The 8,481-nt window shown below is 39.6% G+C and carries 9 protein-coding genes, 2 pseudogenes and 2 riboswitches; of the genes and pseudogenes, 7 read left to right on the top strand and 4 right to left on the bottom strand.

Annotated features, from left to right (window positions below; all coding sequences use genetic code 11):
* Positions 1-96: 96 nt before the first annotated feature.
* Positions 97-417, top strand: coding sequence for a hypothetical protein (locus TY16_RS24210; RefSeq protein WP_043934264.1), 321 nt, complete (start codon positions 97-99; stop codon positions 415-417).
* Between the two features lie 18 nt (positions 418-435).
* Here TY16_RS24210 and TY16_RS24205 read toward each other — a convergent pair whose 3' ends face one another.
* Positions 436-624, bottom strand: coding sequence for a hypothetical protein (locus TY16_RS24205; RefSeq protein WP_043934263.1), 189 nt, complete (start codon positions 622-624; stop codon positions 436-438).
* A 610-nt stretch (positions 625-1,234) separates the two neighbouring features.
* Here TY16_RS24205 and TY16_RS24195 point away from each other — a divergent pair.
* The 3 genes from TY16_RS24195 to TY16_RS24190 all read left to right on the top strand — a co-directional run bounded on the left by TY16_RS24195 (position 1,235) and on the right by TY16_RS24190 (position 2,638).
* Positions 1,235-1,768, top strand: a complete 534-nt coding sequence (locus tag TY16_RS24195) for a hypothetical protein (protein ID WP_043934261.1) — start codon at positions 1,235-1,237, stop codon at positions 1,766-1,768.
* Positions 1,765-1,935 carry a hypothetical protein gene (locus TY16_RS26460; protein ID WP_155922312.1) on the top strand — a complete coding sequence of 57 codons (171 nt, stop codon included), beginning with the start codon at positions 1,765-1,767 and terminating at the stop codon, positions 1,933-1,935. Before TY16_RS24195 ends, TY16_RS26460 begins: the two co-directional genes overlap by 4 nt.
* Positions 1,936-2,305: 370 nt before the next feature.
* Positions 2,306-2,638: a hypothetical protein gene (locus tag TY16_RS24190; RefSeq protein ID WP_043934260.1), complete on the top strand. Its 333-nt coding sequence runs from the start codon at positions 2,306-2,308 to the stop codon at positions 2,636-2,638.
* Positions 2,639-2,873: 235 nt separating this feature from the next.
* On the opposite strand, the pseudogene comGA reads toward TY16_RS24190, so the two are convergent.
* Positions 2,874-3,635, bottom strand: a pseudogene (gene comGA, locus TY16_RS24185) (competence type IV pilus ATPase ComGA); the annotation flags it as partial.
* A 363-nt stretch (positions 3,636-3,998) separates the two neighbouring features.
* Here comGA and TY16_RS24180 point away from each other — a divergent pair.
* Together TY16_RS24180 and TY16_RS24175 are read left to right on the top strand one after the other, a co-directional pair.
* Positions 3,999-4,700, top strand: coding sequence for a helix-turn-helix transcriptional regulator (locus tag TY16_RS24180; RefSeq protein ID WP_043934259.1), 702 nt, complete (start codon positions 3,999-4,001; stop codon positions 4,698-4,700).
* 83 nt (positions 4,701-4,783) lie between these two features.
* Positions 4,784-5,026 carry a DUF2626 domain-containing protein gene (locus tag TY16_RS24175; protein WP_043934258.1) on the top strand — a complete coding sequence of 81 codons (243 nt, stop codon included), beginning with the start codon at positions 4,784-4,786 and terminating at the stop codon, positions 5,024-5,026.
* 259 nt (positions 5,027-5,285) lie between these two features.
* Here TY16_RS24175 and TY16_RS24170 read toward each other — a convergent pair whose 3' ends face one another.
* Positions 5,286-6,077 carry a YqhG family protein gene (locus TY16_RS24170; protein WP_043934257.1) on the bottom strand — a complete coding sequence of 264 codons (792 nt, stop codon included), beginning with the start codon at positions 6,075-6,077 and terminating at the stop codon, positions 5,286-5,288.
* Complete coding sequence (locus TY16_RS24165; RefSeq protein WP_043934256.1) at positions 6,046-7,743, bottom strand: DEAD/DEAH box helicase; 1,698 nt, start codon at positions 7,741-7,743, stop codon at positions 6,046-6,048. Before TY16_RS24165 ends, TY16_RS24170 begins: the two co-directional genes overlap by 32 nt.
* A 204-nt stretch (positions 7,744-7,947) precedes the next feature.
* A riboswitch (glycine riboswitch) is annotated at positions 7,948-8,037 on the top strand.
* Between the two features lie 3 nt (positions 8,038-8,040).
* A riboswitch (glycine riboswitch) is annotated at positions 8,041-8,122 on the top strand.
* Positions 8,123-8,247: 125 nt separating this feature from the next.
* Between TY16_RS24165 and TY16_RS24160 the strand changes: the two are divergent.
* Positions 8,248-8,481: pseudogene (locus TY16_RS24160) on the top strand (glycine cleavage system aminomethyltransferase GcvT); the annotation flags it as partial.

Here is an 8,481-nt window from a genome sequence, read left to right as displayed (position 1 = left end):
TGCTATGATATGTAAAGACATCAATCAGCCTCTTTTTTAAAGGTTTTTTCGATATATTAATGAATTAATTGATAAAACCGAATTAGGGGGATACCTATGCATACTAAATTAGATGAGATCGTAATAGAGGTTGGAATTGCTGCAGTGCCGATAGTCGATGGGTATAAAGCGTTTTTATCAGAAGAAATTACTGGGCTCAGGGAAAAGGTTCGGAAAGCGGAAGGAATAGATATACCAGATGTTTATGTCAGGAGTGATATCAATCTCTTTCCATTAAATCTCTGGAATATTAAAATCAATAATAACACAGTGTATACCGGAAGCATCAACTCTTCCATGTATGATACCCAGCCCGAATTCATTATAGTAAATTTAAAACAATGTATTGAAGTATATATAAAAAAGGACACACGGTGATTTTTCAAACCGTGTGTTTTAATATTTTTTATTGATTTTCAATTCAGGGTACTTTTTCATTAATTCTGCCGTTTCATTGCCTAATTTAACATATACTTCGTGCTTTGATTCATCTCCACCATTTTTGGAAATCTCGTCTCCCAAGGCTCCTAGAGCTTTAGCAAGTAGGTTTTGCAGTTCTTTCGTTATTTCGTCCATAAATTTCACACGCTCCGCCTTAGAATGTTTTCATAATTATGATTATAATTTATCTATTTAATGATGTCGAACAAGAATTATGGAAAACGCTCATTTATCTGACCGATTCGTTGGTTATTTTCGGGTGCTTTTTTTATTTTCTTGGAGGTTTATATTTTGAAACAAAAAACGAACCCTTTTTTATAAAACAGATAAAAAATATCCGAAAAAAGGTCCAGAAAATGATTTGTCCGAAAAACAACCAAACCCATTTTTTCGAACAACAGGAGGAAAAGCATCTGAAATTGGGCTACGCACGGGTATCAACTGATGAACAGGACATGTTGATTGCAAATCGTGGCATTAAAGGGGGCTGGTGTTAGTGAGTGCTTAATGAATTAGTAAATAGGACAATCCTGCTAGCCCATGTTGTCTTAATGAGAGCGGATTGGAAAGAAGCTTTGATACCTAGTTGACATAGCAGTGAAAGAAAGCCTCCGTAATAGGAGGCTATTTTTTTATTCCAAAGATACACTTCTATAAATCAAAATGATTTTTTACATGATTTATTTTCTTGACTAAAATAAAATATGACATACATTCAAATCAGAGAAATTAAAAAAGGAGCAAATAATCTCATATGGAATTTGATGATGTAATTATCCAGCATAATTTATTCTCTGCAAGAAAAGGTATCGTTTTATGGGCAAGCGAATTAAAAGAAAAAACACTTTTAACAGAAAGGGAACACGCCTGCTTATTAACATTGGAAAACGGGGATTTAAAAGATGAAATAATAATTGGCGATCATAGTCAAATAAATATAAGAAAACATCTGAATTATATTCAATCACACCCCAATTTATATGTACATATGCATTCTCACCCGGATAATTCAATATTCTCTCCGGAAGATATGACATCTCTTTTTAATGTAAAGGACTTGCGAACAATCATTGTTATAGGAACCAAAGACTTATTCATAATGAGTAAAAAAGACAATTCAGCAGCAGTGAGTATTGATAAAATCAAGGAAATTCTTAAGCAAAAAAGGGATGGTTTAATTAAACTTTATACATGGAACAACCGGGAGTTGCTTCTAGATGAAATCTTGAATTTAGCAGCGATTGAACTTGGAGCTATATATCATCGAATAAAAGGAGGGATAAAATGAGTAATCAAGAAAAAAAAGAAAATCAATCAAATGACCTTGGTCTTTTATCTAATACCTGGCTTAACGAATTTATCGACGAAACTTTTCAATTATTAAACGATAAAGAAGAACAAGATAAATTAAATCAAGCGAAATACAAAGATGTTTCAGAGACAAAAAACCAATAGAAATTAAAACGATGAGTGGATAAATGGAGAAGGTATTAACCATAAATCATATAATATCGCCGTAAGGAATGTTGCGCTCTCCAGTCGCCGATTTGAATCAGCGATACTTTGTCCTCTCCGTTTAATGAATGGACTGTAAAAGGTCCGAAACGGTAGAAATGAGCATAATTGATTTTGCGTTTTTTGCATACCTTACGAAGTTTGCCACGTTCGGTATTGGCTGTTTAGTAATAAGTAAAAATTTCCATTCATACAAATACAGCAATATATGTGCAGATTTATTCAGCAGCATAATCCATCTCCTAACAAGGTATTTTACTTATTCTTTAGTATAAAGGATAAAATCAAATTCCAAGAAGAGGTGGTTTTAATGGATAAAAAAATGTTATTAGAAGAAGCCCAAAAGAGGAAAATCTTCATCGACGCGTTTCCGTTATTATCATATGAACAAAGAATGGGAATTCAGAATAGAATGAGTGATTCCGAAATTTTTTATTGGGTGGAGGTACAAAAAAACAACAAAATGATTTCCAATATCATTAGACAATTTCATCCTAAACGGGAAATGGATCGTATTTTAACCTTATCTATTCCGCTTACTCAAGATTTTGGGGACGATTATTATCGCCATGAACTACTTTCGAAAATGATGGAAATTGAAGTGAGTAGAGGGTTAATAGACGAAGTGGACATAATTTTATAAATAGAAACCCCCATGCATGAAGTAGAACAACTCTTAGGTTAGTCGCAAACTAAGTGATAAAATGGTATCAAACTCTATTATTGTCAGAATTATTTGACAACTATAGGGGTGGTTTTCGAAAGAAAAATATTGCCGTCTCAAACCTGGATGAAATGAGTGGTTGTTGTATCAAGCACTCTCAGAAGAATCGGTGTCAAACTAGGTGGCGGAAATATCAAACTTCCTGATTATTTACATCCTGAAGACGGTAGATTGCGCCAGGGGCATTCCGTGTATGCATAGTGCTCAGGACAAGATGCCCGGTAAGTGCTGCCCTTACCGCAACTTTCGCGGTTTCGCTATCGCGGATTTCCCCTACCATAATAATATCCGGGTCGTGCCTTAATATTGCCCTTAGTCCTGCCGCGTACGTTACTCCTGCTTTTTCATTAACTTGTACCTGAAGGACAGTTGAACACTCCTTTTCGATCGGATCTTCAAGGGTGATAATACTTCGCTGCTGCCTTTTGGCAGTTTCGTTGAGAAGGGAATACAATGTTGTGGTTTTTCCGGATCCGGTTGGTCCGGTAAGGATAATCATCCCGTGAGCCGCTTTAAGAAGGTTAAACAGTTTAAGGGACATGTCGGGAAAAAGCGAGAGCCTTTCGAAGGAAAATGTCTCATTCTGGGGAAGAAGACGGATGACGAGGCTTTCCCGGTTATTTGAAGGCAAGGTTGACAGCCTTAATCCAAATGTTTTGCCATCTACAGTAGAAATAATGGAGCCGTTTTGCGGTTTCCTCCGTTCTCCAATATCCATGTGTGCAATGAACTTAAAGTGGGAGATGAGTTTTTCGCATTGATCGATTGGCAGGGTTATACGTGGGATAAGGCTGTTTGTAATCCGGAGCTGAATCAGGGTGTCTGTCTTCCGTGGGAGGATATGAATATCTGTTGCCTGTTGCCTTACTGCATCGGAAATGATTCGCTCAGCAAGGTCTTCAATAATACTTGAAATTTGTAACACCACCTTTCTCCTTTATTATACATAAGTTGCCAAGGAATGCTAATTTTCGAATGATTAAAAAATGTGAATACTTTGTTAACAACATTAGCAAGTAACTTATAAATGTAGATTAAATTTATTACTATTGTTTTGTTGTACTTTTATTAGAAAATTGGCAAAAAAGTTCAACAAATGGGTGTTTGACAAAAAGTGTGTATAAGGTGAGTGTAATAATTGTATAGGTTTTTGTGGTGCTCAATAGGCTAATTGTGAACACTTTCCAAACATATAGTGTTAACATTGTTAACCTCATTCCCATGATGATTTTCGTATATTATAATTGGGGTAAATTGAAGGGGTCCGAGGTGAACCAAGATGGAGCAAACGTTAAAAATTACAAATGTGTTGTCTGATCCAACCAGGTATTACATCTATCAATACATTACAAAACGCCACCAGGAAGTAACCGTTCAGGAAGTTGCCGATAATTTCAATATTCATCCAAATGTTGCGCGCCTGCATTTATCAAAACTTGAAGATGTGAACATGCTGGCTTCCGAAACAAAGAAAACTGGAAAAGGCGGCAGGCCTAGCAGGCTTTATCGACTTTCCGATGATGTCATCCAGCTGCACTTCCCATTCAGGGATTATATGCTTCTTTCGAAAGTGGCTATACAGACAATGATGTCATTGGGGGAAGAAGGTAAAAAAGCCCTTTATATGACTGGAAAGCGATTCGGCACGGAAGTCATTGAACAGGAGATATCCAAGAAACAACAGGCCGGGCATGAAATGACTTTTGATGAAAAAGTATCAATTCTTAAGAGTGCCGCGACACTTGCTGGTTTCTATCCGGAATTCGAAGTGAATGGAGAGCAGAACAAGATTTATTTCCAAATCTTCAACTGCCCGTTCAAGGAAGTGGCACGCGAGCATTCAGAAGCGGTTTGCAGCATGCATCATGAATTCCTCGTTGGAATGTTCGAGGCTTTGTTTGAAAATGTCGAACTTCAGGAAAGCCAAAACATGGCTGATGGCTGCGATACTTGTTCTTATCAGGCGTTAGTAACGAATTAACTGATAAAGAAAAGTTTACATTTGTCTCTCTTTTACCTTATAATATTGTACGATGGTACTGCGGGTAAAAGGGAGGGTTACATATGGAGCGAATGTACAGGGTACTTGGCTTCTGGACAGGAATTTTCACGGTGATGTTTTATGTGGGGCATATGCCTAAAACAGCTCTGCTGTTCCTGGCCCAGACAGGATTCTTTGTTCTATTAAGTTATCTTAAATTATCTGAACGCATGTATATGTATGTATTTGGTGCATATTTGACAGTTTTCTTTGCTGGCTTCACCTACTGGACTACCTTTATGATGCCGCTAGGCGGAGGACATTGATTCAAACTATTCGCCAAAAACCGCCGGGGACTTGTTCCCGGCGGTTTTTTCATTTCATAGATTTCGCAATTGTACATAACACTTTTACCAAAGGCGCTTGCGCTTTTGTGTCTAGCTCCTGCGCCTAGCGCCTAATGTACTTCGGTCCCCTCGTTACGATAAGTCAACATCGATTCGCTTGCGCTCATCGTGTTTCCTTTATCTCCTTCGAGGCCCTCCAGTCCATACGGCGCTAACCAAGGCGCTTGCGCTTTTCTTGTTATACTGCGTCTTCTTTCAAATAGAAGAGGCCTCCGTTTACAAGAGAGATAGCTACTTTTGGTTCATATTGTTCCTGCAATGCTTTTTTTTCAATAAGATAGCTTTCTTCACTGTTGCCTTCCATATCTTCATAAAAGTGATCAAGAAGCCGCTGATCCTTTTCCCATCTTTCTCTGGCGGCATCTGCCCAGCTATGATCCTCTGCTTCAAGGCCTGCCCTCAAATAATTTTCAATCCGAATAAATCCGCTTTTCGGCATGACAAGTGGTGAAAGTGTGTATGAGTAATCAGGGATTTTCGGAGTGAGAGCAATAGAAAGCATTTGCTCATGAAAACCTTCAACCATCCTGCCGTTTATCAGATGAAGACCTATTGACTTGAATATATCTCTTTTCCGGTCACATTGGTAAGAAATCTTTACGTTTAGGCATAGCCATGGAAACAATGGTGTGTGCGTGCCCGCCTCATGTGAGTGGTAAAGCCGGATAAATCTTGCGAGATTTCGTGCGGATTCAAACAATTGATGGAGCCTTGGCGAGCCAAAATGAATTTGCTCTCCTTTCAACCCCTCTGGTGCTTTTGCCGAGTCTGTTATAAGGGTAATTGACATCGGATTGGGGGTGCCGCCGGTTTTTTCAAGGTAATGCCAATAAAAGGGCCGGTTCATTAGTTCCTTGTCAATATCAGCCGTCAACTGTACGGTCAAATGCCCCGGAGACCTGTCGATGACTTCACAATCGTTCGAACGGAAGTATTTTTCAAGAAATTGATGAATGTCTTGCTGCCGCATGCTGTTCCTCCTCCGTATTGCCTTTTGCGAATTCAATCATCGAAGCAAGGTTTTCCATTTTGATTTTCATTTCACCTTCAGTGGCCGAGTGTCCGAAGATATCCGCTAGATGCTCCTCGATATTTCCCAGCTCCAATCGGACAAGAATGTCATCGAGCTCACCAATCACTTTTTCAAACAGGTTAATTTTCTCATAAAGAAGCTTTAGTACATGCTCCTCCATAGTGCCTTTAACAGCAAAATTATAAATATTCACATCGTTTTTTTGTCCCAGCCTGTGAATACGGCCAATTCTTTGCTCCAGCCGCATCGGGTTCCATGGAAGGTCAAAATTAATGATATGATGGCAAAATTGCAAATTGATTCCTTCCCCGCCGGCTTCCGTGGCGATTAAGACCTGAGCCCTGTGCTCAAACAGTTCCCGCATCCAATCTTTCTTTCCCCTTTTAAACCCGCCGCGGAACGGGACTGAGCTTATTCCATGCTGCTGCAAATACCATTGGAGGAAGAGCTGGGTTGCCCGATACTCAGTAAAAATAATCACTTTATCATTTATCTGCTGAATGAGCTCCAGAGCTTTTTCAGCCTTGGAGTTCCGCTCAACATGATTGACTTTTTCAATAAGCTCCTGGATTTTCGCCTCGAATTCACGGGATGGGCTCTCTTTCTTGGTGAGCATGTTTTTCAAAGTATAATAAACGGCTTCACGGCTGCTGCATGCCTCACGCTGTAGGGTCATTAGTGAGAAAGCACTTGATTGGGCCCAGTCGCCTGAAGAGCGCAAATCGGAAATGGCATCATACAATTCGCGTTCCGTTTTGGAAAATTCAATGGGCATAGTTTCAACTTGCCGCTTGGTCCATTCGATTCCGGTGTCGCCACGGCGGTTGCGGATCATCACTTTGTTAACAAGCTCTTTCAGACTTGCGTCATCGCTTAATGTGCGGGAGTCCTTTTTATATTTATCATAAAATGCCGATTCGTTTCCGAGATGGCCAGGTTTAAGGAGAGAGACTAGATTGAAAATTTCATCGATTTTATTTTGAATCGGAGTAGCTGTTAGCAGAAGACAGAATTTCTTTTTTAAGTTCTGTACAAATTCATAGTTTTTCGTTTTGTTATTTTTGAGCTTATGTGCTTCATCAATAATGACAAGGTCATAATCCTGCTGGTAGACAAGTTCTCTATGCGGACTGCGTTTAGCGGTATCTATGGATGAAACCACAATATCGCATTGCTCCCATACATATGATTTTTTCTGGGTAACTGCTGGTATGTAAAACTTTGAATTCAGCTCCATCGCCCACTGGGTAACCAAGGAAGCCGGAACGAGTATTAAGACCTTCTTGACCAGACCTCTAATCATATATTCCTTGAGAATTAATCCTGCCTCGATTGTTTTTCCAAGTCCGACTTCATCGGCAAGAATTGCCTTTCCATTCATGTTTTCCACTACCTGCCTGGCAGCTTCTAATTGATGGGGAAGGATGGTCAGGTCAGGAAGGTAGTTGGGCGCCTGTAAACCCTCAAATTCAGGGATGGCTAAGAATTCGGTTGCACCTGTGGCTAGTTTAAAGAGATCCCAATTGCCCCAGGGGCCATCGTTTTCTATTCGCTGCAAAAAACCTTCCTGCCAGCTTGTATCGAATGCAATTTTTACTGACATGCGGACACCCCTTTAAAAAGTTAATCTATCCCAAAAACTTCAACACCCATAGGAAGCCAGAAAAGAATTGCTCTGCTAAATGGTTTAATGGTAGGATGAAGATAGTCTTGAAAGTTTCAAAAATTGCAATAATCTCCGGGTAGCAAGTTCCGGATTGTCCATTGCTTCTTAGTATGGCCAGCTTTAAAAATATTATAATTGCGGATGAAAGCAAGGGGAGAGACTACACCGTAGCGCCGAAGGAGCAAACAATGAATTTGTGAATCTCTCAGGCAAAAGAACTCTTGCTGGACGCAGCTCTGGAGAGTGCTTTACATAGTTGAAGCCACCAAAGGGGAAAACCTGCTTTTAGGTAAAACTTTCAGGTGCAAGGACAGAGACCTCCTTTTTAGACTAAGGGGGTAATCTGTCCTTTTTTGCGGCCAAAAATAGAACGGTGGTCCAATTTGGAAGTACCAGGTGCTGTATGCGAGAAAATGATTCAGGAAAAAGGGGGATTTATACATGACCGAACTTAAGCGGACGCCTTTATTCGAGACCTATAAGGAATATGGCGGAAAGACAATTGATTTTGGCGGTTGGGAGTTGCCTGTCCAGTTTTCCGGCATAAAAGAAGAGCATGAGGCTGTAAGAACAAAAGCAGGCCTGTTTGATGTTTCCCATATGGGTGAAATTGCAGTAACAGGGGCAGATAGCCTCACCTACCTTCAAAAAATGATGACGAATGATGTTTCTAAA

The sequence above is a fragment of the Bacillus sp. EB01 genome (assembly GCF_000613125.1).
In the GTDB taxonomy this organism is placed as follows: Bacteria; Bacillota; Bacilli; order Bacillales; family Cytobacillaceae; genus Bacillus_D.
Note: the sequence above shows the minus strand (reverse complement) of the source record. Positions and strands in the feature narration are given on the sequence as shown.

Excerpts from the sequence above, each read along its gene's own strand:
- TY16_RS24190 (WP_043934260.1), top strand. The coding sequence starts at position 2,306 with ATGGATAAAAAAATGTTATTAGAAGAAGCCCAAAAGAGGAAAATCTTC.
- TY16_RS24180 (WP_043934259.1), top strand. The coding sequence starts at position 3,999 with ATGGAGCAAACGTTAAAAATTACAAATGTGTTGTCTGATCCAACCAGG.
- TY16_RS24165 (WP_043934256.1), bottom strand. The coding sequence starts at position 7,743 with ATGTCAGTAAAAATTGCATTCGATACAAGCTGGCAGGAAGGTTTTTTG.
- TY16_RS24175 (WP_043934258.1), top strand. The coding sequence starts at position 4,784 with ATGGAGCGAATGTACAGGGTACTTGGCTTCTGGACAGGAATTTTCACG.
- TY16_RS26460 (WP_155922312.1), top strand. The coding sequence starts at position 1,765 with ATGAGTAATCAAGAAAAAAAAGAAAATCAATCAAATGACCTTGGTCTT.
- TY16_RS24210 (WP_043934264.1), top strand. The coding sequence starts at position 97 with ATGCATACTAAATTAGATGAGATCGTAATAGAGGTTGGAATTGCTGCA.
- TY16_RS24170 (WP_043934257.1), bottom strand. The coding sequence starts at position 6,077 with ATGCGGCAGCAAGACATTCATCAATTTCTTGAAAAATACTTCCGTTCG.
- TY16_RS24195 (WP_043934261.1), top strand. The coding sequence starts at position 1,235 with ATGGAATTTGATGATGTAATTATCCAGCATAATTTATTCTCTGCAAGA.